At 68.3% G+C, this 22,443-nt stretch carries 22 protein-coding genes, 2 tRNA genes and 1 pseudogene; 2 read left to right on the forward strand and 23 right to left on the reverse strand.

Annotated elements, in window-relative coordinates; all coding sequences use genetic code 11:
- Nucleotides 1-28 precede the first annotated feature (28 nt).
- The 13 genes from M1D55_RS06610 to M1D55_RS06670 form a co-directional block, all read right to left on the reverse strand.
- On the reverse strand, nucleotides 29-424 hold the full coding sequence (locus M1D55_RS06610) for a hypothetical protein (RefSeq protein ID WP_456280442.1): 396 nt from the start codon (nucleotides 422-424) through the stop codon (nucleotides 29-31).
- Nucleotides 424-1,746, reverse strand: coding sequence for an EscN/YscN/HrcN family type III secretion system ATPase (locus tag M1D55_RS06615; protein WP_456280443.1), 1,323 nt, complete (start codon nucleotides 1,744-1,746; stop codon nucleotides 424-426). Before M1D55_RS06615 ends, M1D55_RS06610 begins: the two co-directional genes overlap by 1 nt.
- Nucleotides 1,733-3,793 (reverse strand): EscV/YscV/HrcV family type III secretion system export apparatus protein, encoded by a 2,061-nt coding sequence (locus M1D55_RS06620; RefSeq protein ID WP_456280444.1) that lies wholly within the window; start codon nucleotides 3,791-3,793, stop codon nucleotides 1,733-1,735. The genes M1D55_RS06615 and M1D55_RS06620 overlap by 14 nt, the downstream gene beginning before the upstream one ends.
- Nucleotides 3,790-3,984 carry a hypothetical protein gene (locus tag M1D55_RS06625; RefSeq protein ID WP_456280445.1) on the reverse strand — a complete coding sequence of 65 codons (195 nt, stop codon included), beginning with the start codon at nucleotides 3,982-3,984 and terminating at the stop codon, nucleotides 3,790-3,792. The genes M1D55_RS06620 and M1D55_RS06625 overlap by 4 nt, the downstream gene beginning before the upstream one ends.
- On the reverse strand, nucleotides 3,981-4,349 hold the full coding sequence (locus tag M1D55_RS06630) for a hypothetical protein (protein ID WP_006579055.1): 369 nt from the start codon (nucleotides 4,347-4,349) through the stop codon (nucleotides 3,981-3,983). Before M1D55_RS06630 ends, M1D55_RS06625 begins: the two co-directional genes overlap by 4 nt.
- A 126-nt stretch (nucleotides 4,350-4,475) precedes the next feature.
- A complete protein-coding gene (locus tag M1D55_RS06635; RefSeq protein WP_456280446.1) occupies nucleotides 4,476-5,567 on the reverse strand; it encodes a TyeA family type III secretion system gatekeeper subunit in 1,092 nt (363 codons plus the stop codon).
- The gene (locus M1D55_RS06640) at nucleotides 5,564-6,397 is read right to left on the reverse strand and encodes a hypothetical protein (protein ID WP_456280447.1); all 834 of its coding nucleotides are present in this window, start codon (nucleotides 6,395-6,397) and stop codon (nucleotides 5,564-5,566) included. Before M1D55_RS06640 ends, M1D55_RS06635 begins: the two co-directional genes overlap by 4 nt.
- Nucleotides 6,394-7,014 (reverse strand): type III secretion system domain-containing protein, encoded by a 621-nt coding sequence (locus M1D55_RS06645; RefSeq protein WP_456280448.1) that lies wholly within the window; start codon nucleotides 7,012-7,014, stop codon nucleotides 6,394-6,396. The genes M1D55_RS06640 and M1D55_RS06645 overlap by 4 nt, the downstream gene beginning before the upstream one ends.
- Complete coding sequence (gene sctJ, locus M1D55_RS06650) at nucleotides 7,007-7,747, reverse strand: type III secretion system inner membrane ring lipoprotein SctJ (RefSeq protein ID WP_023263617.1); 741 nt, start codon at nucleotides 7,745-7,747, stop codon at nucleotides 7,007-7,009. Before sctJ ends, M1D55_RS06645 begins: the two co-directional genes overlap by 8 nt.
- Nucleotides 7,744-8,082, reverse strand: a complete 339-nt coding sequence (gene sctI / locus M1D55_RS06655; RefSeq protein WP_456280449.1) for a type III secretion system inner rod subunit SctI — start codon at nucleotides 8,080-8,082, stop codon at nucleotides 7,744-7,746. Before sctI ends, sctJ begins: the two co-directional genes overlap by 4 nt.
- 34 nt (nucleotides 8,083-8,116) lie before the next feature.
- Nucleotides 8,117-8,425 carry a DUF1039 domain-containing protein gene (locus M1D55_RS06660; RefSeq protein ID WP_456280450.1) on the reverse strand — a complete coding sequence of 103 codons (309 nt, stop codon included), beginning with the start codon at nucleotides 8,423-8,425 and terminating at the stop codon, nucleotides 8,117-8,119.
- Between the two features lie 2 nt (nucleotides 8,426-8,427).
- Nucleotides 8,428-8,646 carry an EscF/YscF/HrpA family type III secretion system needle major subunit gene (locus M1D55_RS06665; protein ID WP_006578323.1) on the reverse strand — a complete coding sequence of 73 codons (219 nt, stop codon included), beginning with the start codon at nucleotides 8,644-8,646 and terminating at the stop codon, nucleotides 8,428-8,430.
- Nucleotides 8,647-8,652: 6 nt separating this feature from the next.
- Nucleotides 8,653-9,378, reverse strand: a complete 726-nt coding sequence (locus tag M1D55_RS06670) for a helix-turn-helix transcriptional regulator (protein WP_064576902.1) — start codon at nucleotides 9,376-9,378, stop codon at nucleotides 8,653-8,655.
- A 728-nt stretch (nucleotides 9,379-10,106) separates the two neighbouring features.
- Between M1D55_RS06670 and M1D55_RS06675 the strand changes: the two genes are divergently transcribed.
- Both M1D55_RS06675 and M1D55_RS06680 read left to right on the forward strand, forming a co-directional pair.
- The gene (locus M1D55_RS06675) at nucleotides 10,107-10,889 is read left to right on the forward strand and encodes a response regulator transcription factor (RefSeq protein WP_456280451.1); all 783 of its coding nucleotides are present in this window, start codon (nucleotides 10,107-10,109) and stop codon (nucleotides 10,887-10,889) included.
- A 42-nt stretch (nucleotides 10,890-10,931) separates the two neighbouring features.
- Nucleotides 10,932-12,323, forward strand: coding sequence for a sensor histidine kinase (locus tag M1D55_RS06680; RefSeq protein ID WP_456280452.1), 1,392 nt, complete (start codon nucleotides 10,932-10,934; stop codon nucleotides 12,321-12,323).
- Between the two features lie 23 nt (nucleotides 12,324-12,346).
- Here M1D55_RS06680 and ampC read toward each other — a convergent pair whose 3' ends face one another.
- From ampC to M1D55_RS06730, 10 genes and pseudogenes are all read right to left on the reverse strand, one after another.
- Nucleotides 12,347-13,567, reverse strand: a complete 1,221-nt coding sequence (ampC, locus tag M1D55_RS06685) for a class C beta-lactamase (RefSeq protein ID WP_456280453.1) — start codon at nucleotides 13,565-13,567, stop codon at nucleotides 12,347-12,349.
- Nucleotides 13,568-13,773: 206 nt separating this feature from the next.
- Nucleotides 13,774-13,850: transfer RNA gene (locus tag M1D55_RS06690), tRNA-Arg, on the reverse strand.
- Nucleotides 13,851-13,924: 74 nt separating this feature from the next.
- Entirely contained in the window at nucleotides 13,925-14,461 is a 537-nt protein-coding gene (locus M1D55_RS06695) for a hypothetical protein (protein ID WP_370646739.1), read from the reverse strand.
- A 763-nt stretch (nucleotides 14,462-15,224) separates the two neighbouring features.
- Nucleotides 15,225-15,311: transfer RNA gene (locus tag M1D55_RS06700), tRNA-Leu, on the reverse strand.
- 104 nt (nucleotides 15,312-15,415) lie between these two features.
- Nucleotides 15,416-16,720, reverse strand: coding sequence for an amidohydrolase family protein (locus tag M1D55_RS06705; protein ID WP_456280454.1), 1,305 nt, complete (start codon nucleotides 16,718-16,720; stop codon nucleotides 15,416-15,418).
- A 181-nt stretch (nucleotides 16,721-16,901) separates the two neighbouring features.
- Nucleotides 16,902-17,564 (reverse strand): annotated as a pseudogene (locus M1D55_RS06710) (TetR family transcriptional regulator C-terminal domain-containing protein); the annotation flags it as partial.
- Nucleotides 17,565-17,633: 69 nt separating this feature from the next.
- Nucleotides 17,634-18,284 (reverse strand): uracil phosphoribosyltransferase, encoded by a 651-nt coding sequence (gene upp, locus M1D55_RS06715; protein ID WP_064576961.1) that lies wholly within the window; start codon nucleotides 18,282-18,284, stop codon nucleotides 17,634-17,636.
- A gap of 205 nt (nucleotides 18,285-18,489) precedes the next feature.
- Entirely contained in the window at nucleotides 18,490-19,785 is a 1,296-nt protein-coding gene (locus M1D55_RS06720) for a URC4/urg3 family protein (RefSeq protein ID WP_064576906.1), read from the reverse strand.
- Nucleotides 19,786-19,808: 23 nt separating this feature from the next.
- Complete coding sequence (locus M1D55_RS06725) at nucleotides 19,809-21,047, reverse strand: GTP cyclohydrolase II (RefSeq protein WP_064576907.1); 1,239 nt, start codon at nucleotides 21,045-21,047, stop codon at nucleotides 19,809-19,811.
- A 189-nt stretch (nucleotides 21,048-21,236) separates the two neighbouring features.
- Complete coding sequence (locus M1D55_RS06730; protein WP_456281316.1) at nucleotides 21,237-22,316, reverse strand: acyltransferase family protein; 1,080 nt, start codon at nucleotides 22,314-22,316, stop codon at nucleotides 21,237-21,239.
- Nucleotides 22,317-22,443: the final 127 nt, after the last annotated feature.

Genomic DNA, 22,443 nt, shown 5'->3' on the forward strand with positions numbered 1-22,443 from the left:
GGCGGGACCCCGCCCACCGGAGTCACACTCATCGCTGCTCCTCGATCAGCGCGGCCAGCTTCTCCTGGCCGCGCAGGTTCTCCTTCAGCGCCTGGGCAAGGCGTGCCGCCTGCGCCTGGCAATCGGCGAGCTGATCGGCGAGCTTGCGCAGCGCAGCCTGCAGTTGCTGTTCGCGCTGATAGAAATCGGCGAACCGTTGCTTGAGCTGGTGGAAATCGCGCGGGCCGACCGCCTGCTCGGTCTGGTTGGCGGCGCGCCACTGGACGCGCAGTTCGGCCTGCTCGGCCCTGCGGGTATCGGACTGCCGCCTGCATTCGCGCATGTCCGCCTCGACACGGCGGGCGCGATGACGCAGCACGCCTTCGCGGCACGTCTTGATCGTGCGCAACTGCTCGAGCATCTGTGCGGTGCTGGGCCTGGCCATCATCCCTCCACGACCTGCCGCAGCTGGCGCAGCGTGCCCTGGTAGTCGGCACGCTCGCCCGTTCCCTGGCACAGGAAGGCCTCGAGCCCGGCGCGACGGTCCAGCGCGTCGTCGGCCTCGGCATCGTGTCCGCGTTCGTATTCGCCGACCCGCACCAGCAGTTCGATTTCCTTGTACTGGGCCAGCAGCCGGCGTGCCTTGCCCGCCCACTGCCGATGCGGCTCGCTGGTGACCTGGTGCATCACGCGACTGATGCTGGCCGGGATATCGATGGCCGGATAGTGGTTCTTTTCCGCGAGCTCGCGCGACAGCACGATATGTCCGTCGAGGATCGAGCGGACCTCGTCGGCGATCGGCTCGGTCATGTCGTCGCCCTCGACCAGCACGGTATAGATGCCGGTGATGCTGCCGGTGGCCGCGCAGCCGGCCCGTTCCAGCAGGCGCGGCAGGCGCGCGAACACGCTGGGCGGGAAGCTGCCGGCGGCCGGAAGTTCGCCGGCGGCCAGGCCGATCTCGCGGCCGGCGCGCGCAAAGCGCGTCAGCGAATCGACCATCAGCAGCACGTTCAGGCCCTGGTCGCGGAAGTACTCGGCGATGGTGGTCGCGGTATAGACGGCTTTCAGGCGTTCCAGCGCCGGGCGGTCCGAGGTCGACACCACCACCACCGACCGCTCGCGCGCCTCGGCGGTCAGCGTCTGGTCGAGAAACTCGCGGACCTCCCTGCCGCGCTCCCCAACCAGCCCGAGTACCACGACATCGGCCAGGCTGCCGTCGCAGATCATGCCGAGCAGCGTGCTCTTGCCCCCTCCCGCGGCCGCGAAGATGCCGATCCGCTGCCCGCGGCCGCAGGTCAGCATGCCGTCGATCGCGCGCACGCCCAGCGGCAACACCTGGTCGATCAGCGTGCGCGTCAGCGGATCGGGCACCGGTGCCTCCAGCGGGCGCGTCTCGCATGCGGCCGGCACCGGCGGACCGCTCATCCGGCGGCCCAGGCCGTCGATCACCGAGCCGATCAGATGCGGACCGACCGGAATCCGATGCTCGGTGCCGAGCGGGCGCACCAGTGCGCCGCAGCTCATGCCGATCGGCTCGGAGAATGGCGACAGCAGCGCGACCTCTCGCTGCAGGCCGACCACCTCCGCCTGCATGTCGGCGCCGATCAGGCAAAGCTCGGCCAGCGCCGCGTCGGGCAGACTGGCCTTGATCAGCGTGGGTCCGATTTCGACGACGCGGCCGAAACGCTCCACGCCATCGTCCAGCGCCGGCAACGTCAGGCGGCCGGCCACCCGGGAGACGATCGCATCGACGTCAGGCATACGCATCGTCGTACTCTCCGATCATGTCGATATTGCCGAGCACGTGCAGCTGCACGTCGTCGCCCAGTTCCTGGTACGACAGTACCGGCACGCTGAACAGCTCCCGCTCGAGAAACTTGCGCAGGAAGCGGCGCACATCGATCGCGGTGACCAGCGCACCCTCCATGTCCTCGCGACCGGCAATGCCGGCCTTGATGCGCGCCACGATCGCTTCGATCTGGTCGCCCTGCAACGTCGAATAGGCCCCGGCGGCGGTCTGGCGCACCGAGTCGCGGATCATGTTCTCGATGCCATCGCCGATCAGCCAGACATGGATACGCCCTTCACCGCGCGCATGGCGCCCGACGATCTGGCGGCGCAGCGCGACGCGGACGTACTCGGTCAGCATCACGGTCTCCTTTTCCTTCGGCGACCACTCGATCAACGCCTCGAAGATGGTGCGCAGGTCGCGGATCGAGATGCCTTCGGCCACCAGGCGCTGCAACACCTCCGAGACCTTGCTGATCGGCAGCTGGCGCTGCAGCTCCTTGACCAGCTCGCCGTAGCGGGCCTCCATCGCGTCCATCAGATAGCGGGTTTCCTGCACGCCGATGAATTCGTCGGCGAAGCGGTCGACGGCGAGCGCGGCGGCGTACGACACGGCCTGCGCACCGGCAAGCAGCGACAACCCTGACTGCGCCAGCGAGGCCTGGTGCTCGGGCGCAATCCATTGCAGCGTCAGTCCGCCGAACGGCAGGTTGTCGACGCGCTCGGCCACCGGCATGGCGCTGGACTGACGCGCCAGCAGCAGCCGGCCTGCCGGCATAGCCACCTTCAGCACGGGCTCGCTGTACAGCAGCACGCTGAAGCTGCCGGCGGGCAGACCCGCCTCGACGGCCATCTCGATCTTCGGCAGCGCGACACCGAGCCGCTCGAACTTCTGCCAGCGCAGGGTCTCGAGCGCGTCGACCAGACCAGGCAGCGCCGCCACATCTTTCGCCAGCTTCAGCGACAGCGGCTCCGCACCGGGGGTCATGCGCGCCTCGCCCTCTGCGCCGGCCGCCGCACCGCCCTGGTCGGCGGTATTGGCGGCGAGCGCCCTGGCGCGGCGGCGCGCATAGAACGCGATCAGTCCCAGCAGCACGCCCAGCGGCATGAAAATTACTGCGGGAAAGCCCGGCACCAGCGCGAACAGCAGCAGCACGCCGGCGGCGATCATCAACGCGTTGGGCTGGCGCGAGAACTGGTTGACCAGGTCCTGCGCCAGGTTTTCGCGCTTCTCGCCGGGCACGCGCGTCACCACGATGCCGGCGGCGATCGAGATGATCAGCGCGGGGATCTGCGCGATCAGGCCGTCGCCGATCGACAGCACCGAGTAGACCTCGAGCGCCTTGCCGACGCCCATATCGTGCTGCATCGTGCCGACCGCGATGCCGCCGACGATGTTGACGAGGATCACGATGATGCCGGCGATCGCGTCACCCTTGACGAACTTCATCGAGCCGTCCATCGCGCCATACAGCTGGCTCTCCTTCTGCACCAGCTGGCGCTGGCGCTTGGCCTCGCTGGCGTCGATCGTGCCGGCGCGCAGGTCGCCGTCGATGCTCATCTGCTTGCCGGGCATCGCGTCGAGCGAGAAGCGGGCGCCGACTTCCGCCACGCGCTCCGCGCCCTTGGTGATCACGATGAACTGCACGACCGTGATGATCGAGAAGACGATGATGCCGACCGCCAGATTGCCGCCGACGACGAAGTTGCCGAAGGCGGTGACGATTTCACCCGCGTCGTGCTGCAGCAGGATCAGGCGGCTGGTGCTGACGGTCAGCGCGAGGCGGAACAGCGTCGTGATCAGCAGCAGCGACGGCAGCGCGGACAGGTCCAGAGGATCGCGCACATAGATGGCCGTCATCAGCAACAGCAGCGCCAGGCCCAGGTTGATGGCGATCAGCAGGTCGACCAGGATGGTCGGCAGCGGCAGGATCATCATGAAGACCGCCACCATCAGCATCACGGCCAGCACCACGTCCTGCCGGCCGCCGACGGTGGCGAGCCAGGTACTCAAGCGCTTGATCATGGCCGCGCTCCCGGCCATGTCCGGCGGATACGCCGGATCGCATCAACGAGTGCAACGGCGGTCCGGCAGCCGAGGCCGAAGGTGATCGCGCCAAGCACCAGTGCCAGCGCCATCGCCAACACCAACCCGGCGATCGCGGTGCCCCACAGCAGCGCCAGCGGCAACAGCAACGCCGCGAAGACGAACCTCATGCTTCCTCCTTCGTGCAGGCTTCCAGCAGCCTGCGTTGTGCCCGGACCGTCCGGTACCACAGCTCGGCACCGCTGCCCGCCGGCATCGCGCCCGACACGAACAGGCAGTCGTCGACGCGGAAGACCCGCAGCGGCACGCCGGCCATGCAGGCCGGCGACCAGCGCGTCAACAGCGAGCGCAGCGCGGCGTCGGCCACGTAGCGATCGACCGGCCGCATCGTGGACAGCAGCACGCGGCGGTCGCGCACTTCCATGAACACCTGGATCTCGCCGTCGCGTATTTCGACGCGCGGCTCGATCGTGACGGGCTTGACGTCCATCAGACGAAACAGCTTTTCCAGATTGCGCAGCGTTCCAATATCCATCGGTGATCCAGGCACGACCCCGGCGGCGCGAGCCACCGGACGCGCTTGCTGTCCTCATTGCTTGCTGTGTCGCCATCGTGCGCGGCAGTCGCGGCACGCGGCATCGGGCCGATACCTGAAGGGGCGTCAGCCCGTGGGGTCGCCCTCGGCAGGGTCCGCGTTCTCGGCGCGGTCGTTGAACTCGTTCAGTGCCGTCAGCACCTGCTGCCTGTGGTCGTCGTCGCGGAAGCACGGCTCGGGCAGCAGCTTGACCAGACGGGTGATGTCCCGGACCAGCTTGAAGCCGCGTTCCCGGCCCAGCTCCATGCCGCCGACTTCGCCGCGGATCCAGTCGTGATAAAGCCACGGCTGGTCGACCATGCGAATCAGCAGCCGCAACACCGAGTCGGGCTCGACCGGCGGCTCGCCCAGGGCGCGCGCGATCCGGCCGCATTGCTCCTCGCATCCGAGGAAGATCAACAGGCGTTTCAGGTCTCGCACTACCGCGGCGAGCTTGATGCCCTCGGCGGCATCGTCGTCGATGCCGCTCAGTTCGGCGCCCAGCGCGCGGATCAGCACCTTGACCTTGCGCCGGCGCTCGCCGATGCCGGCCAACTGGTCCAGGAACGCCGCCATGCCCTGCTGCACCACACCGGCGCGCTGATACAGCGACTTCAGCTGCGACATCAGTTCCGGCGTCATCGCGCCGAACTCGAGCCAGCCGAGCATGGCCAGTTCCCAATCGCCGTTGGCGCCGAGCCGCCGCTCCAGGGCCTCTTCCAGACGGCTACGCTTGCGTCCCGGCCGGTGCTGCTCGGCCATCGCGGCGAGCAGCAATGCCAGCGCCGCCGGATGCAGCTCGCTGCGTTCGATTGCGGCGAACAGGCTGTCGACGTCCTCGATATCGCCGAACTGCTGCAGCAGCTGCGCGATGCGCGGGTCCTTGTTGGCCAGCAGCGACTTGGCGAGCTTGCCGACGAAGGCGCGCGCCAGCAGCGCATCATTGCGGCGGTCGCCGCGCAGCAGCGCGTGCAGCTTGGACGAATGCACGTTGTTGAGCCCGGCTTCGTGCAGGCGGCGGGACGCGTTCAGCGCGCGAGCCGCGAGATCCATCGCGGAACGGGCCGGGCTGACCTGCTGGGGCCCGCGGCTGGCCGCACCGCCGCCCTGCCCCGGGAGGACCGCCGGCGCCGGGCCGGTTGGAATGACGGGCTTGGCGCCCTGTACCTTCGGGTTCATGCGGGCCATCCCGTCGAATCGGCATCGGGCACGCCGGGATCGCGTTGCGGTGGGAGAAGCCGGCCTCTTGCCATCCGGTCCACGTCCTCTACGAGGCCGTCAAGCTGGTTGGCAAGGGCATCCGGATCGTTTTCGTCCCCGCGCTCGCTGACCGCGTGAGGCTCGCCTGCGCACGGGCTCGCTGCGCTTGGCTCGACGCCGATGGCTGCCAACAGCACGGCCAGATGACGGTCCAGATCGATGCGCAGCTGGACGTAGGGGCTGTCCACCAGCGCCTGGCCGGAGGTCAGCGCCGGCTCGGCACTGATGGTGAACCCCGGCTCCGCCGGCAGCAGCGCCGCCACTGCTTCGACGTCGTCGGGGCACAACCGCAACGTGAAGGCGCCGTGTGAGGACAGCTCGCGCCAGCGGGCCGCAACGCGCTGCGCGATCAACGCCGCGCGCTCGGCCTCGCCGGCGAAGCTGGCGACCGCATCGGCGATCACCATCCGGCAGCGCAACTCCAGCCGCTCCGCGATGACCGCCTCCAGTTCGTTCTCGTGCACCAGCCAGCGCAGCACGTCCCCGCAGATCGCGTCGTGGGCCGCCCGCGCCGCCGCATCCGCGCGCCGCTCGCCCTCGGCGGTTGCTTCGACCAGGATTTGCTCGGCCTGAAGGCGCGCCCGCGCCCGGTGGCGCCGGCTTGCCAGCATCACGGCGGCGGCCCGCGACCGGTTGCGACGAAGCGCCGCCGCCGCATCGATGTATTGGTCGAGCATTGCCGCCGGCACGATGCCGCCCACGGGCAACTCACCGCGGACCTCGGTGATCGTCAGTCCAAAGGGATTCATAGCAGACGTTCCAGACGAAACAGCATCGGCAAGGCAAGGCCGGCCGGCGGTGTCGCCATCAATGAGCCGGGTGGTGGCAGGCAGATCGACAACGCCTGCCAGACGGTGCTGCCGGGCAACGTGTGGTCCAGCCACAACCTGCCGAGCTCGCGCAGCCATTCGACGATCTGCTCGGGCGGCCGGCTCAGGGCCGCACCCTTGCCGTCGGGCACCAGCGCAGCCAGCTGGTCGCAGCCGTCGTCGCCCAGTACCGCCAGCAATTGCCGGCGGTAATCGCCCAGCAGCAACAGTTCGGGCGCTCGCGCGGCCACCGCTCCGAGCGCGACAAGCAGCATCGGCAAACGCGGCTCGATGGCCAGCAGGCGCCGCTGCTGGTCCGACAGCGTCGCGGGCAGCGGGCCGGCGGGAAACCCGCGGCGCTGCACGATCAGCGCATCGAGCGCGCGCCGGCTGCCCGGATGCCGCCGGTAGTCGTCTTGCCAGGCGTCCAGCCCGAGATAGCCCCACCACCCCTGGTGCATCACGGCGCCTGGCCGCCACGCCAGCGCGTGCAGCCGCTGCACGGCGGGGCACAGGCTCTGTTGCGCGCGCGCGCCGGCATTGGCGGCATCAGACATCGGCACTCCCCTTGCGGCGGGCGATCCACAGCGACAGTCCGGCCATTGCGCACAGCGCGAGCACGCCGCCGGCCACCGCGGCCGCCGCCTGTGCCGGCTGCGCCTGCAGCCACTGGCGCCAGCGCGGCGGGGGCGCCTCGGCCGCGGGTGGTTGATAGCGGTAGTCGGCGGCCTGCATCACCACGCTGATCTGGTCGGACGCGATATCGGGAATGCCATCGCGGATCAGACTGCGGATCTGCACCTCGTAGTTGCCGAGATTGAATTGCGGCGAGTACTTGATGAAGACTGCCGCCGATGGCGTGCCGGTCGGCTTGCCGTTCTCGTCGACCTTCTGCGCGATCGAGACCTTGGCGCCGATCACGCCGTCCATCGCCGAGATCATGCTTTCGAGCTGCTGCTCCTTGAGCAGCTGCATCTTGGCGCGCTCCTGCGCGGGCGATGTCACCAGCTGGTTCGACGGAAACAGGTCTTCCATGCCAAGCCGCTTGTGATGCGGATAACCGTTCTGCCGCAGGACTTCGACGGCATTGATGAACTCGCCCTTGTCGACGCGCAACGTCACCGCGCCGCCTTTCTCGACCACCTTCTCGGCCGCGATATGGCGCAGCATCAGCAGGGCCAGCATCTGGTTGGCCTCGGCCTCGCCGACGTTCGAGTACAGCGTCATCTTGCAGCCGGCCATGCTGATGGTGGCGAGCACGGCCAGGGCGATCGTGCGGAAGCGCTTCATTGCATCGTCGTCAGCTTGTTGATCGATTGCGACAGCGTTCCCGCGATCTTCGCGATCAGGTCGACGCCGTTGCGCATCTCGAGCATGGCCTGCTGTGCCCGCTTCATCGCGGCAGGATCGAGCGCGCTGGCTGCGGTGATGGTCTCCACCCGCGCGGAAACCGTGGCGTCCGCCTTGCGCATCGCCTCGGCGGCGATCGCCTCGGGCTTTGGCACGCGGGCCGACATCGCGTCCATGAACGCCTGGATGGCGGCCGCCGCGGGCTCCTTGCCGGTCGCCTTGCCGGCCGTACTGGCCAGCATCTGGCCGGCGATGGTGATGGGGTCCATAGTCATGATGAAAACCTTCGGTGCTCGGTGACGCGTCCGCTCAGTGACGTGTGCGGGGAAACGGGGCGATGACGCGGGGTGCGGCGGCGACATCGCGCCGCGCCGCGATCAGCATCGCCAGCAACAGCGCCGGCGGGTCGTTGCGGTCGCCCAGGCACGCACGGGCCTCGACGAGCCGGCCGCTTTGCATGTACAGATGCGCGCGGCAGATCGCGCGGTCCTGCTCGTCATCGACCAGCAGGTGCAACGTGTCGAGAAACACGTCGATCTCCGCGTGCAGGCGCTGATTGCCGGCGGCGAACGCCAGCTCGACCAGCAGGCGCCTGACCTCTGTTGGCAAGCGCTGCATGGCTAGATCTTCTGGATGATGCCGGCGATGGTGTCGTGCATCGCCTTGATGATCGAGCTTTGCAGCGCGGTCATGTTGGTAAAGGCGGCCGTCATCTTCTGGGCCAGGATGAAGTCGGTGGTCTCGCCGGTGCTCACCGCGCGCTGTACCGCTTCGGCCATGTTGAAACTGGCGGACGCGACGGGACCGTCCATGCCATCGATCATTGTGTTCAGACTCATCGCCTTCTATTCCTCGTTCGCTGCGTCGTTGATACTCTGGTGGTGTTGCCGGAGCAGACGGGGGCTGGCCTCGTAGCGGCGGCGGAAGCTGACGCTGAAATGCGCATGGCTGTTGAAGCCGCACTCCTGCGCGATATCGGTGACCTTCATCGATGTCAGCAACAGCAGCTCCCTCGCCCGCTGCAGCCGGCGCTCCAGCAGCCAGTTCTTGGCCGACACGCCGAACTTCTCGTAGAACATCACGTTCAGCTTGCGTACCGGGATGCCGAGCGCCTTGGCGTACTGCGTGACCGGCCACGCGCTCATGCTGTTCTCCTCGATGAACTCGAAGAAGTCGCGGCTGCTGTCGATCAGATGGTGCAGAAGCCGGGAGAAATACTCGGGCTCCGTTCCCATGCAGTAGACATAGGCGAAGCGCAGCATCGCGCGCGGCTCGACGGCACCGAGATGCCGGATCACGTTGATCGTTTCCTCCGGCACCGTGATCCGCTTGACCGGTTCGCGCCAGAACTGCGTACCTCGTCGGTAGCGGCTCGCCAGCTCATGCAGTTCGCGGTAGATGTCCTGGAAGTCCCCCGAATGGAAGACGTAGGTATCGATGCCATCGCGCGCCGGAATCGCCGTCGCATTGCCGTTGGTGAAAACCAGGCTGCATGCCGGCACTTCGTGCGTCTCGCCGTTGCACTCGATCCGGCCGGACCGGCTGAAGATCATTAGCTTGACTGCCCCCATCTTTCCCTCGAACACTGGTGCTCAGTGGCTGCATCATTCCATCGCCGGAGCTGGAGACCGATCCGGTGATGACCTGAAAGACGTCGCTGTCCGGGGTCGTTGCGCGTCGTTTCGATGCGTTCGATTCGATGCGTTGAGCGGCGCCGGACAGCGCATCGATATCAAACCATTTATCGAATGAACTTTGAGAATTTGAGGGTCTACTCGAATCGTTTAGAGAAAGTCTTGATCGATTTCTTATAACTTCTTTCTCTCAACTCGAAATGTGAGACGCCTACGGCGGTTCGCGTGCGCGAGCGCACGGTGCAGGACCCTCCGAGCGGGGGTGCGGACGGCCGAATCCTGCGATCACGCGCTTTGGGTAGCGACTGCCGGCAGGAAACCACGCAGGCAAAAAAAATCCGCCTGTGAAAGGCGGACAAAGCAGAGGCGGGGAGGCCGGAAACGGGTCCGACCGGCGCGAAGTGTCGTCTTCCATCGCTGCCGGCACATCAGCAAATCGCACGCGACTTTCGATCCTGGAAAGCGACTTGCCACGCCGAGATCCGGCGACTCCACGGCTGACAGCATCGACGGCACACCGATGGGGACAAGCGCCACTTCCCCCGCGTATTCCGCGGCGGTATAAGTAAAGCCGCAGCGCGCGCCAGCCTGTCCGCGCGTTACGGAGCGGCACCGAGCCGATGTCTCTCCGGCTTATCTTTTCGACGGCGTATCGAGCGGAAATCATGCGCATTCTTCTGATCGAGGATGACCTGCAGATCGGCACCAGCCTGATGCGCGCGCTGAAGGAGAACATGCAGTGCAGCGTCGACTGGGTGCGCGACGGCGTCGCCGGCCAGCAGGCGGTCGAGCAAGGGTCCTACACGATCATCCTGCTCGACCTTGGCCTGCCGCGCATGGGGGGCCTCGATCTGCTGCGGCGGCTGCGGGTGCAAGGCAACCAGACACCGCTGCTGATTCTCACCGCCCATGACGACCTGGACACGCGGGTACAGGGCCTGGACGCCGGGGCCGACGATTTCGTGCTGAAGCCCTTCGAGGTTCCGGAGCTGCTGGCGCGCATGCGTGCGGTGCTTCGGCGCAAGGCGGGCTACGCGACCTCGAGCCTGGGCGACGACACCATCCGGCTCAATCTCGATACGCGCAGCCTGACGGTCGATGGCCACACCGAAACGCTGTCGGCGCGCGAGTTCGCGCTGATGCTGGCGCTGCTCGAACGGCCGGGCACGATCCTGTCGCGCAATCAACTCGAACAAAAGATCTATGGCTGGGGACAGGAAGTCGAAAGCAATGCGGTCGACGTGCTGATCTACTCGGTGCGCAAGAAATTCGGTGCTTCCTCCATCCGCAATGTGCGCGGCCTCGGCTGGACCGTTCTGCTGGGCGGCGACAAGCTCAAGCGCGATACGCCGTCCACGGCGCCCGAATCGAGCACGCAGGATGGCAGCGCCCCAGGCAATCGCCCCGGCGCCCCCCCGAGCAGTCCACCCAACGATCTCCCGAGCTGAACCTCGCGGCCGGCAGTCCGGTGCGCACCTGGCCAGATCCCCATGCCCGCCCGTACCGAACCGCACCAGGCCTCGCCCCGCGCACCGCATCCGGTCCGGCGTGCCGCGCCATCGCGCAACCCCTCGTTGAGCCTGATGCTCAGCGTGGCGCTCAGCACCGTGATCGCGGTCTTCGCCTTGCTGCATACGGCATGGACGTATGTGCTGGCCACTTCCGAAATCCATGAACTGCTGGACCGCCGCCTGCAGGAGGTGGCGGCCCGCGTCAGCGACGACATGACGCGCGCGACCAAGCCGCTCTACCTCTATCGCGACGCATCCGACGGCATCGTGATCCAGATCTGGCTCGGCGCGCCCGAGCCGACGCTGCATCCGGACAGCGACCGGATCACCATCGGCCGCGAGGCGCCGCCGGGCTTCTCGACGCAGACGGTCGACGAGGAACGGTGGCGCGTGTACTCGGAGCACGGGCCGAGGTGGACCATCAACGTCGCGCAGCGCGAGGCCTCGCGCAAGCGCATTGCCGAAGACGCCGCGATCGCCAGTGCCACGCCAGCGCTGGCGATGATCCCGCTGGCATGGCTGGCGATCTTCGTGACGGTCAAGCGCGCGCTGCGGCGCGTCGGGGCGTTGGGCGAGCGCGCGGCGCGGCTCGACATCGGCCATCTGGAGCCGCTGCCGACCGACAAGGTGCCGCGCGAGCTGCTGCCCCTGGTGCAGTCGATCAACCTGATGATCACGCGGCTGTCGCAGTCGCTGCGAGTCGAGAAGAAGTTCATCGCCGATGCCGCCCACGAGCTGCGCAGTCCGCTGACTTCGCTGCAGATCCAGGCCGACAACCTCGGCCGCACGCTGTCGGAGCCGGACAGCCTGCGCGAATACCACGCGCTGCAGCATGTGATCGCGCGCAGCACGCGCATGATCTCGCAGTTGCTGCGGCTCGCGCGGGCCGACGCTCCGCCCGAGCGGGCCTCGTCGCAGCCGGTGGCGATTCGCGATGTGGTGCCCGACGTCATCGAGATGCATCTGCCGCGCGCGGCGGCGCACGGCATCGATCTGGGCGTCGAACAGCTGGACGATCTGGAGGTGCGCGCCAACCTGGCCGACGTGCGCACGGCGCTCAGCAATCTGGTCGACAACGCCATCAAGTACACGCCGGACGGCGGCACCATCGACCTGCGCGCCTATCGCGACGAGTGGCTCGCCTGCATCGAAGTGCGCGACACCGGCAACGGCGTCGCGCCCGAGGCGCTGCCCCGCGTGTTCGACCGCTTCTTCCGTGCCGACGTCCATGGCACCGAAGGCAGCGGTCTCGGACTGGCGATCGTCAAGGCGATCGCCGAGCGATACGGCGGCGACGCCAGCATCGCCAACCGCCGCGACGTGCCATCGGGCGTGGTCGCGCGGGTGCGGTTTCCGTTGGTGCCTCGATGACGGTGCTGGCGTGAAGGGGCACGCTAGCGCTTCGCGCGCTCGGCAATGCGGGACAGGATCTCGTAGCCGATCGTCACCCGCTGATCGACCGGATACGCCTTGTTGGCCAACAGCACGATGCCGATCCGCTTGTCCGGCACGAACGCGACATAGGCCGAATAGCCGTTGGTCGAACCGGTCTTGTGCAGATACGCCGGCTGCTCCGATGGCGCCGCGACGATCGGCGTCGCGGCTTCGGCGCGAAGGATCGCGGCATTGCCGGCCAGCAACTGCTGCAGCGTCGGCGGATAGCGATACTGTTCCCAGATCAGGTCCTGCGTGATCGGTCCCGCGCGAAAGCGCGGCACATGGGTACGCGCGATCGCCTGCCACAACGTGTCGTCGATGCGGGCGCCGGGCATATTGGCTTCGACAAACGCCACCAGATCGCCGGACGATGAGCGGATGCCATAGGCCGGCTCCCATAGATAGCCCTCCTTCATCCGGATCGGCGCATCGGCCGCGGTATATCCCTGCGCATGGTCGGCCTGCCGCTCGGCGGGCACCTTGAAGTAGCTGTGCTTCATGCCGAGCGGCTGGAACACGATCGCGTGGACCAGATCGCTGTACGCGCCGCCAAGGCGGGCCGCCGCAATCGCGCCGAGCAGGCCGATGCCATTGTTCGAATACACGCGATGCGTGCCGACCGGGTAAGGTGGCCGCCATGCCGACAGGTATTCGGCCATGTCGGGCTCGCTGCGGATTCGCTCCGGCACCGCAAGCGGCAGGCCGGAGGTATGCGTCCCAAGCTGCAGCAGCGTGACCTTGTCGAAGGTGCCGCCGCGCAGCGCGGGCAGGTGGCGGCTGACCGGATCCTGCAGCGAAAGCTTGCCGCTCGCTTCGGCGTAGGCTGCCAGTGTGGCCGCAAAGGTCTTGCTGACCGAGCCGATCTCGAACAGCGTTTCCTTGGTCACCGGCCGGCCGCCTCGCATTGCGGTCTGCCCGTAGTTGTAGAAGTAGCGTTTGCCGTCGACGGTCACGGCGACCGCCATGCCCGGAAGCCGATGCTGCGCGATCGCGGGCTTGACGGCGGCATCGACGATCGCCGCGATCGCCGCGCTCGTCATGGCGTCGCCATCATCGGCGGCATAGGCATAGGCATTGGCGTTGACGGACAGGCAGGCGGACAGGCAAACGAACAGGCAGGCCCGCAGGAAGGACGACCTGGAGAACAGCCTGGAGAACGGCAGCTTCGATGGCTTCATGGCAATCGGCATGCCGGCTGAGCGGCATTGCACAAATCGGGATGAGCGCAGTGTAGGGAATGCCGGAAGCATCTTGTCGCGCCGCGCTGTAACGGCTGTCACGCATCCCTGCACGAAGACCCTGCACGAAGGTCCGCCGCAAAGGCGGACCCAGGAGGCGGGCGCAAAGAAAAAGGGCTTCCATCACTGGAAGCCCTTCGTATAGGTGGCGCGGCTGGCAGGATTCGAACCCACGACCCCTTGGTTCGTAGCCAAGTACTCTATCCAACTGAGCTACAGCCGCACGCGAGGGCGCAATTGTATCGCAGTGGCATGGGAACGCAAGCCTTTTTTGCGCGCCGATGCCCTGCCCCTCCCTTACCACCGGTAGCGGGCGCCGATGATGCCGCCCGCATTGCGCCCGGTCTTGACCTTGACCCAGATCTTGACGCCGCCGCGGGTGCTGCCATGCGCGCCGATATTGAACGAGAACAGGCCGCGCAGCAGGTCGGTGTCGATGCGGGTGCCGTTGATGTTGATGGTCTTGCGGCTGCTGTCCTGCCACAGGTCGGCCTCGACGAAGGGATAGACGCCGGCCAGCCGGGTCGGCTGTGCCCCGTAGAGCCGTACCGCGAGCCCGGTCGCGCGGTCGTCGGCCGGCATCGCGGCCAGCGCGGGGTTGGGCAGGCCGTCGTCGCGCGGCTGGTAGGCGAGCTGCACGCGCGGCTGGATCGTGACCCCGCTGCGCGGCAGCACCGCGTCGAGCGCCAGCGACAACGTGCGCACGCGCGTGTCGACGAAACCGCTGGCGGACGCCGCATCGTCGGCGTGCAGCAGCCAGCTGGGCCGCCGCGCGCCATCGCGCGGCTCGGCGGCCAGGGCGGCACGAATCGCGCTGTCGGATTCCGCAGCCATTTGCGCCAGAGCGGATCGTGATGCGGAGGACGAAGACGAAGGCGATGCCGAGGCGTGAGTCGACGGCAACGAGGCCAACAATACCGGCGCGGACGATGGTGGCGATGCCTCGGGCGACGATGGCTGGGGAACGGCGGCGTGCCCGGTGGAAGGCGCGGACTCGAAGGGGTCGGGCGGTGAAAAGGTGGAGGTGGGTTGCAGCGTCGTAGCCGGGTCCAGCGCGGCCAACAGCGCGGCGGCCTCTTCCTCGCCCAGTGGCTGCCAGCCGAGCACGGCCTCGCTGCCGGGGGGCCCGCTCTCGGCCTGAGCGATCGCGCTCAGCAGCACGGCGACGCAGGAACCGTAGCGCCATCGGCGACAGCGGCAGGTCCTTCGATGGTTGGTGCCTACGCAAGCCCGGCCAGCGGCAATGCCGGTCTTCCTCTCTCTCGACAACAAGACCATGTCCATGGCGACCACCTTCGGGCTGATGTCCGCGCGCCCGATTTGTTCTGAGCATAGGTCAAAGGCAACGCAACCGTTAGGGTCGTCAACCCGATCCATGTTCGCACGCGCGCGCTGCGGCAGCGGCCATGCGCACCTGCTGAAACGGCGCGCCGCGATACGGAATCGGCGGGTGAGGCAGCGGGAATCGCAGAGAGAACGCGAGGACCGCGCGACCGGGCGCTCGGATAGAGCGCGGACGAAGGGAAGAGTCGGCGAAGGAAAAACGCAGACGAAAAAAAGGCCGTTGCGATTTGCAACGGCCTTCTCTTCAGGATTTTGGTGCCCAGGAGAGGACTCGAACCTCCACAGTGTTGCCACCGCTAGGACCTGAACCTAGTGCGTCTACCAATTCCGCCACCTGGGCTTCGTTTCGCCGCTTCCGTGTCTTGCGTCACGTTTGCTGCGATGCGAAGACCGCAATTATGCAGATCGAACCGAAGGTCGTCAACACCCTTTCACAAAAAATATTTACCTGGCGGGCAACCGTCCCGCTGCCGCGCCGCCGACGCGGAAATCCACGCGTTCCGGCCTGCCGCTCAAACGCAGCGTGGCCGTCGCCGGCGGCGTGCTGGCGATGGCCTTGCCCGCGCGCATCACCAGCAGCCGGGCCGCGCGCAGCCGCAGCGCCTCGACCGGATCGGCGGCCTGCAGCAGCACCAGGTCGGCGCGGCGGCCGGGCGCGATGCCGTAGTCGGACAAACCCAGGATCCGCGCCGGCGTCTCGGTGACCGCGTCGAAGCACGCGCGCATCGCCTGCTGCCCGGTCATCTGCGCAACATGCAGGCCCATGTGCGCGACCTCGAGCATGTCGCCCGAGCCAAGCCCATACCAGGGGTCCATCACGCAGTCATGGCCGAACGCCACCGGCACGCCGGCGGCCAGCAGCTCCGGCACGCGCGTCATGCCGCGCCGCTTCGGGTAGCTGTCGTGCCGGCCCTGCAGCGTGATGTTGATCAGCGGATTGGCGATCGCCGCCATGCCCGCCTCGCGCATCAGCGGCAGCAGCTTGGACACGTAGTAGTTGTCCATCGAATGCATCGAGGTCAGGTGCGAGCCGGCCACCCTGCCCTGCAGGCCGAGCCGCACCGTTTCCGCGGCCAGCGTCTCGACGTGGCGCGACATCGGATCGTCGGTCTCGTCGCAGTGCATGTCGACAGGCAGCCCGCGTTCGGCGGCCAGCTCGCACAGCAGCCGCACCGACGCCGCGCCGTCTGCCATGGTGCGCTCGAAATGCGGAATGCCGCCGACCACCTGCACGCCCATGTCGAGCGCGCGCTTCAGGTTGTCCAGCGCACCGGGGCTGCGCAGCACGCCGTCCTGCGGGAAGGCCACCAGTTGCAGGTCGAGGTAAGGCCGGACTTGCTCGCGCACGTGCAGCAGCGCCTCGACCGCCAGCAGCCGCGGGTCGCAGACGTCGACATGCGAGCGGATCGCCAGCAGGCCGCGCGCCACCGCCCAGTCGCAATACGCCAGCGCGCGCTCGACCAGCGCCTGCTGCGTCAGCTGCGGCTTCAGTTCTCCCCACAGCGCGATGCCCTCGAGCAGGGTGCCCGACTGGTTCACGCGCGGCAGCCCATGCGACAGCGTCGAGTCCAGATGGAAATGCGCGTCGACGAACGGCGGCGACACCAGCTGACCGGCCGCGTCGATCTGCTCGGCCGCCTGCGCCGGCAGCGCCGGCTCGACCGCGACGATGCGGCCGCCGGCGATGCCGATGTCGATGCCGGTGCGGCCGTCGGGCAGGTTGCAGTCGCGAACGATCAGATCGAGCATGTCGGGCCTCCGGGTATACGGGGGTATTGCGTGTGCCTTACGGCAAGGGATCGGCATTGCGCTGGAACGCGCGGCGCCGTGGCGTCGCTTGTTCGCCGGCGACGGGCTGCGCTCCAGGTGCCGGCGCGGCGCGGGCACGGCGGCCATGACGGGACGGCGTTGCCGCCGTGGACGGCGCGGGCGGCGTCAGCCCGCAGCCGCGCAGCACCAGGGCGACCAGATGCTCGGTCGCCCGTTCGTAATCGCGCCGCTCCAGCCGCTGCACGCCGAGCACGGCGCAGATCTGGGCCTCGAAGTCGGCATAGGTCTGTGTCGCGGCCCAGATCGTGAAGAACAGATGGCTCGGATCGATCTGCGCCATCCGGCCCGCGGCGATCCAGCCGCGTATCACCACGGACTTGCGTCCCACCAGGCTGCGCAGCGCGTCGCGCAACACGTCGCCGATCTCCGGCGCCCCATGCAGCAGTTCGTTGGCGAACACGCGCGACGCGTCGGGATAGCGCGCCGACAGCCGCATCTTGGCGCGGATGTATTGCTCTAGCGCGGCCTCGGGCGAGCGCTCGGCGCTGATGATGTCGGCCTGCGACAGCCACAGCCGCAGCGTGTTGGCCAGCACCGCGCGGTAGAGCGCCTGCTTGGTGCGGAAGTAGTAGTGCAGGTTCGACTTGGGCACGCCGGCGCGCGCGGCGATTTCCGCCATGGTCGCGCCCGCGAAGCCGGCCCGCGCGAACACCCCTTCGGCCGCGCGCAGGATGCGCGCCTCGTTGCGCTGGCGGATGCGGCCCGCGTTGCCGTCGCGGCCGGCCAGCGCCTGCAGGCGCGCGGCGGGAGCTAGCGCGTCCATGGCGCGGTCCGGCGTGGCGGGGGCAACGGCAGCGCCTTCACGGACCGGGCCGGGACGGGCGCCCCGGCGTCAGCGCGTGCCGTACAGCCGGTCGCCCGCATCGCCGAGTCCGGGCACGATATAGCCGTGCTCGTTCAACTGTTCGTCGATCGCGGCGGTGACGATGGCCACGTCGGGATGCGCGGCCTGCAAGGCTCGCAAGCCCGGGCGCGAGGCGATCAGGCAGACGTACTTGAGCGCGGTGACGCCGGCCTCCTTGAGCCGGTTCAGCGCGGCGATCGCGGAATTGCCGGTCGCCAGCATCGGGTCGACCACGATGACCTGCCGCTCCTGGATATCGTCAGGCATCTTGAAGTAGTACTCGATCGGCTCGAGCGTTTCCGGATCGCGGTACAGGCCGATGTGGCCGACCCGCGCGGCCGGCAGCAGGTCGAGCATGCCGTCGATGAAACCATTGCCCGCGCGCAGGATCGACACCAGGCACAGCTTCTTGCCCGACAGCATCGGCGACTGCATCGGCGCGATCGGCGTCTTGATCGCCACGGTCTCCATCGCCAGATCCCGCGTCGCCTCGTAGGTCAGCAGCTGCGCGATCTCCCGCACCAGGCGGCGAAAGTTGTCGGTGGTGGTGTCCTCGCTGCGCACCAGCGTGACCTTGTGCTGCACCAGCGGGTGGTCGACCACCATCACGGGCGCGGCGGCCGGCGCGATGGGCGGCATGCCGGCGGGAAGCCCCGTGGACAGCGCCACGGACGGATCGACGGACAGATCGGCAGACAGGGCGGTCATGATGGCACTCCTCGATGCGGCGGTGGCCGGATCTGGCCAGGGCGAAACGACGGCGTGCAGGCGCGCGGCTCGTGGGGGGCATGCTGGCGGCATGCTGACGGCATGCTGGCGGCCGCGCCCTGCACGGACTGGGAACTCAGAACACCGTGCCGTCGCTGTCGATCGCGAACGGCGGCGGGCCGCCCGGCCGGCGCTTGGCGGCGATGCGCCGTCCCGCCGCCCAGGTACCGCCCTCCAGCACGCGCGCCAACGGGAAGGCGTCGGCCGACAGGCCCAGCGCCTGCCGCGTTGCCTCGGCGACCAGGTCCAGGCCGGTCACCGTCAGCGCGCGCCATTCGACGATGGCCGGCTCGTCGACCCGGTGCACCGCCTCGGCAAAGCTCGCATCGCGCGGCACCATCAACTCGAAGTCGTACAGCAGGCCGCCGTTGCGGTATTCGGGCAGGCCGGTCAGCGCATCGAGCCCGGTCACCGTCAGGCCGCCGTCCTCGAGCGGCTCGAGCAGCGAGTAGGTCAGCCACTGGGTCAGCTTGTGGAACGGCACCAGCCCGTCGGGGCTGGCCGGATGGCGCCAGCAGTCGCCGAGCGAGACGCCCTCCAGCTGCAGCCGTCCGGGCCAGACCGGCCCGAGCGCGACCAACAGCGTGCGCAGCACGAAGGCCGCGTCGATGCGCCCCTCGCTGGCATGCGCCTTCAGATAGTCGAACAGATTGCCGAGCCTGGCGGGCTCGCCGAACACGGCCGGCGTCGCCTGCGCGACCTTGCCGAGCCGGCGCACCAGGCCGGCGCGGCCCTCGAGCCCGACCAGCGGATTGTGCTGCGCGACCTGGAAGGCGGTGGCCAGCGTCGACGGATCGATCTGCGCCAGCCGCTCGGCATCCGAGCGCAGCGGCTCGTCCGGCGTCGCGGAAAAGCCGCCGCGCGCGAACAGGTCGAAGCTGGCCACGCCCAGCCCCTCGGAGCGGCTCAGGCTCAGGTCGCTGGCCGGATCGCGGTAGCGCCAGTCCGGCCCGGCGCCCGCGTCGAGCAGCACGCTGGGAATCACCAGGTCGATGCCGATGCGCGCGCGCTCCTCGCGATGATCGTCGCCGGTCAGCGCGGCGCGTTCGCACAGGATGCCCCAGCGGTCGCGCAGCTCGCCCGGTCCGCCGCTTTCGAAATGGCGCCAGCGGCTGTGGTAAGGCACCTGCAGATCGCGGTAGCGCGAGCGGATGGTGGTCGCCACATAGTCGGCGATCGCGGCGACCCGCTGCGGATGCCAGCTGAACCACTGCGAGTCGCCGGCCGCGACCGCGGCGGTCACCGCGGCGCAGCGCGCCCGCACCGCCTGCGCCGTCAGCAACGCCGAAGCCGGGTGATCGGGTTCGACCCAGCTTTGCCAGCCCTCGCGCGAAGCGCGGGCTTGCACGCCGGACTGCCCGGCCGCGCCCATCGATGCTGCATCGTCTCGTTCTGTCATTCGTCCAGTCCCCTGCCCTTGGCCACCGTCAGTTCGGTGGCGTCCGGAGGCGTGTAACGGGTGAAGTAGCCCGCCGCCACCTTGGCGTCGATCTCCACCCTCGCGTCGGCCGGAATCAGCGCGTCGGGAATCGGCACCTGCTCGACCACTTCGATTCCCTGCGCGACCAGCGCGCCGTGTTTCATATTGCTCATCGAGGCCCAGCGGTCAATGCGACGAATGCCCAGCCAATGGAAGACATCGGGCATCAGCTCCTGGAAGCGCATGTCCTGCACGCCGGCCACGCATTCGGTCCGCGCGAAATAGGTTTCGGCGCGGTCGCCGCCGACCTGCCGCTTGCGCGCGTTGTAGACCAGGAATTTGGTGACCTCGCCCAGCGCGCGGCCTTCCTTGCGGTTGTAGACCACCAGTCCGACGCCGCCCTGCTGCGCCATCTCGATGCACACCTCGATACCGTGCGCCAGATAAGGACGGCACGTACAGATGTCAGACCCGAATACGTCCGAGCCGTTGCATTCGTCGTGCACGCGGCAGGCGACCGGCGTCTGCGGCTTGCCCAGCAGGCTGACGTCGCCGAAGAAATACAGCGTCATGCCACCGATCGGCGGCAGGAAGACCTTCAGATCGGGCCGCGTCACCAGTTCGGGGAACATGCCGCTGGTCTGCTCGAACAGGCTGCGGCGCAGCGCGCTTTCCTTGATGCCGAAGCGGCGTGCCATGCCGGGCAGATACCAGACCGGATCGACCGCGGCCTTGGTGACGCGCACATCGCCGTTGGCAAACAGGATCCTGCCATCGGGAATCAGCCGGCCGGCCGCGATCGCCGCCATCAGTTCCGGCATGTTGATATGGGCGCGCGTAACCGCGATGGTCGGCCGGATATCGACGCCGGCCGCGATGCGGTCGGCGAAGACGGTCGACACCAGATGGCCCCACGGGTCCAGCGACACGATCGTGTCGGGATCGCCCCACTGCGGATGCGGGCCGATCGGCTCGGCCGGCGCCGTGTCGGTCAGGTCGGGGCGATGGTCGCGCTGCAGCTTGCCCGAAGCCACCGCCAGCGCGCGATAGACGGCGTAGGCGCCGGCATGCGTCCCGATCACGTTGCGGTGCGCCGGATTGGTCAGCGTCGCGATCACGGGGCCGCGTTCGGCCGCGGTCGGCGCCCCCCAGTGGATCGGCTCGGCCGGCTTGTCGCGGCGTGCGTGCGAGGTCAGGACGATGTGATCGGACATGGCAGCCTCGAGGCGTGAATCCTGACCAAACGGTCAGGTTTACCTTGATGGTAGGCAATCGCCATGCCAAGCGCGTATGGGCGTTTTCCCCTTTTGAGTACGCCGCCTCACCGAACGCGGCACAACAACGGTTCATGCGGCGCCCGCGTATCGTGCAGCGCGTGCCATGTTGCGGATGGGCAACGCCCCCTAGCGCGCCAGCCCCTCGCGGTTGCGCAACAACAACTTGCCAAGCGATGCGAACGGATCGCGCGATTCGACATATCGGTAAAAAAGCGCACCGGTGGCGTTGCTCGCCAACCACGCCAGCGCCATGCCCGCCGCATTGAGCCACGGCATGCCGGGCGCCAGCTGCGACATCAGGCTGTTGACCAGCAGACAGATCGGAAAGTGCACCAGGAACACCGAGTACGAGATCGCGCCGAACGTGGCGAAGACGCGGCCGCGCGGCCACGCCGCCAGCCAGCCGCCGCGCCGTGCGAGCGTCAGCAGCAGCGCGACGGCCAGCGCCAGCGCGATGCGCGAGCGCAGATCGACCATCAGCGCGGCAATGCCTACCGCGGCGAGCGCCGCGAGCCACCAGCCCGAGCGGCCGGGGTTCGACGCCCAGTAGCCGAGCACGCCCAGTCCGTAGGCGCCAAAGAAATAGATGGCCCACATGTCCCAGTCCGCGTCCCGGTTGAACCAGAACAGCGAGGCCAGCGCGAGCGCCGCCACCAGTGCGGCGCCCACGCGGACCTGCCAGTCCGCGGGCAATCGGCGCGCCAGCCATAGCGTCAGCAACAGCAGCCCGAACAGCTGGAAGTCGATCGCGACATACCACACCCCTGCCGACAGCGCGTCGATATCGAGCACGTCGTGCAGCAGCAACAGATGCGCCAGCAGCTGCCCCCATTGCGGCGGCGCCGGGATCGACGGATGGTCCATGCCCTGCCGCGCCAGCGCCGCCGCGGCGATGGCCAGGCCGATCGCCGCGGCAAAGGGCACGGCCAGCTTGCGATAGCGCCGCAGCAGCGCCGCGAGCGGCCGCGACGTGCGCAGCAGGCCGTCCGGGGCGAGGCTGCGTGCGGCCAGGAAGCCGCCGATCACCAGGAACAGCTGCACCGCGATGCGCGCGTAGTCGGCGAGCCAGTCGATCAAGGCGGGGGCGAGGGAATGCGCCGCATCGGACATCGGCCCGTAGAAGGCCAGGTGATGCAGCACGATCAATTGCGAGCCGATGGCCTTGAGCGCATCGATGCCGGCCAGGCGCGCGGGTTGCGAAGAGATGGAGGACAAGACGGAAACCGAACGGGAATTCGCCGCCCGGCCCCGACGCGCCCGTGCGCGGCGCGGCACCGGACCGCGTGGCCCGGGATTGTACCCGGGGCCACGTGCAGGCATCGGCATGTCGTTC

This window comes from Cupriavidus sp. JZ107 (assembly GCF_053903255.1).

Excerpts from the sequence above, each read along its gene's own strand:
- M1D55_RS06640 (WP_456280447.1), bottom strand. The coding sequence starts at position 6,397 with ATGAATCCCTTTGGACTGACGATCACCGAGGTCCGCGGTGAGTTGCCC.
- M1D55_RS06635 (WP_456280446.1), bottom strand. The coding sequence starts at position 5,567 with ATGAACCCGAAGGTACAGGGCGCCAAGCCCGTCATTCCAACCGGCCCG.
- M1D55_RS06630 (WP_006579055.1), bottom strand. The coding sequence starts at position 4,349 with ATGGATATTGGAACGCTGCGCAATCTGGAAAAGCTGTTTCGTCTGATG.
- M1D55_RS06665 (WP_006578323.1), bottom strand. The coding sequence starts at position 8,646 with ATGAGTCTGAACACAATGATCGATGGCATGGACGGTCCCGTCGCGTCC.
- ampC (WP_456280453.1), bottom strand. The coding sequence starts at position 13,567 with ATGAAGCCATCGAAGCTGCCGTTCTCCAGGCTGTTCTCCAGGTCGTCC.
- M1D55_RS06615 (WP_456280443.1), bottom strand. The coding sequence starts at position 1,746 with ATGCGTATGCCTGACGTCGATGCGATCGTCTCCCGGGTGGCCGGCCGC.
- M1D55_RS06675 (WP_456280451.1), top strand. The coding sequence starts at position 10,107 with ATGCGCATTCTTCTGATCGAGGATGACCTGCAGATCGGCACCAGCCTG.
- M1D55_RS06610 (WP_456280442.1), bottom strand. The coding sequence starts at position 424 with ATGGCCAGGCCCAGCACCGCACAGATGCTCGAGCAGTTGCGCACGATC.
- upp (WP_064576961.1), bottom strand. The coding sequence starts at position 18,284 with ATGCCGCCCATCGCGCCGGCCGCCGCGCCCGTGATGGTGGTCGACCAC.
- M1D55_RS06660 (WP_456280450.1), bottom strand. The coding sequence starts at position 8,425 with ATGCAGCGCTTGCCAACAGAGGTCAGGCGCCTGCTGGTCGAGCTGGCG.
- M1D55_RS06705 (WP_456280454.1), bottom strand. The coding sequence starts at position 16,720 with ATGCTCGATCTGATCGTTCGCGACTGCAACCTGCCCGACGGCCGCACC.
- M1D55_RS06725 (WP_064576907.1), bottom strand. The coding sequence starts at position 21,047 with ATGTCCGATCACATCGTCCTGACCTCGCACGCACGCCGCGACAAGCCG.
- M1D55_RS06720 (WP_064576906.1), bottom strand. The coding sequence starts at position 19,785 with ATGGGCGCGGCCGGGCAGTCCGGCGTGCAAGCCCGCGCTTCGCGCGAG.
- M1D55_RS06670 (WP_064576902.1), bottom strand. The coding sequence starts at position 9,378 with ATGGGGGCAGTCAAGCTAATGATCTTCAGCCGGTCCGGCCGGATCGAG.
- M1D55_RS06620 (WP_456280444.1), bottom strand. The coding sequence starts at position 3,793 with ATGATCAAGCGCTTGAGTACCTGGCTCGCCACCGTCGGCGGCCGGCAG.
- M1D55_RS06645 (WP_456280448.1), bottom strand. The coding sequence starts at position 7,014 with ATGTCTGATGCCGCCAATGCCGGCGCGCGCGCGCAACAGAGCCTGTGC.
- sctJ (WP_023263617.1), bottom strand. The coding sequence starts at position 7,747 with ATGAAGCGCTTCCGCACGATCGCCCTGGCCGTGCTCGCCACCATCAGC.
- sctI (WP_456280449.1), bottom strand. The coding sequence starts at position 8,082 with ATGACTATGGACCCCATCACCATCGCCGGCCAGATGCTGGCCAGTACG.
- M1D55_RS06680 (WP_456280452.1), top strand. The coding sequence starts at position 10,932 with ATGCCCGCCCGTACCGAACCGCACCAGGCCTCGCCCCGCGCACCGCAT.
- M1D55_RS06625 (WP_456280445.1), bottom strand. The coding sequence starts at position 3,984 with ATGAGGTTCGTCTTCGCGGCGTTGCTGTTGCCGCTGGCGCTGCTGTGG.
- M1D55_RS06695 (WP_370646739.1), bottom strand. The coding sequence starts at position 14,461 with ATGGCTGCGGAATCCGACAGCGCGATTCGTGCCGCCCTGGCCGCCGAG.